This is a genomic window from Desertibacillus haloalkaliphilus, assembly GCF_019039105.1.
GTDB classification, from domain to species: domain Bacteria; phylum Bacillota; class Bacilli; order Bacillales; family KJ1-10-99; genus Desertibacillus; species Desertibacillus haloalkaliphilus.
On record NZ_JAHPIV010000255.1, the window covers coordinates 1 to 396 of the forward strand.

1 protein-coding gene is annotated in these 396 nt (G+C 28.8%); it reads left to right on the top strand.

Features of this window, described 5'->3' with window-relative positions; all coding sequences use genetic code 11:
• Window positions 1–396 (top strand): hypothetical protein (locus KH400_RS21810; RefSeq protein ID WP_217228207.1); only part of this gene is annotated, 396 nt, incomplete at both ends.

Here is a 396-nt window from a genome sequence, read left to right on the forward strand (position 1 = left end):
CATTAAACAGACAAACCAATTTAATTTCATTTACAATAAAGTTAAAAGTGTTTTAAGCAACGATAAAGTTATTGTTTTAACTCATACACCTAAAGTAGACTGGTCGAATGAAGACTACAATCGGAACTGGATATATGTGAATGGACATACTCATCGAAATGATTACTGTTGTGATGAGGAGAAAACTTTTTATTCGGACAATCAAATTGGTTATTATTCTAAAAACATAGGTTTAAAGCATTTTAAATTATCGAGAGTTTATGATATTTTTAAGTACTATTCTAACGGAATTTATTCTATTTCAAGAGAGCAATATTTGGACTTTAACCGGGGTCTCGGGATTAATGTGATTTTTAATAGAACAGGAACTATACTTATGCTTAAAAACAATAATGT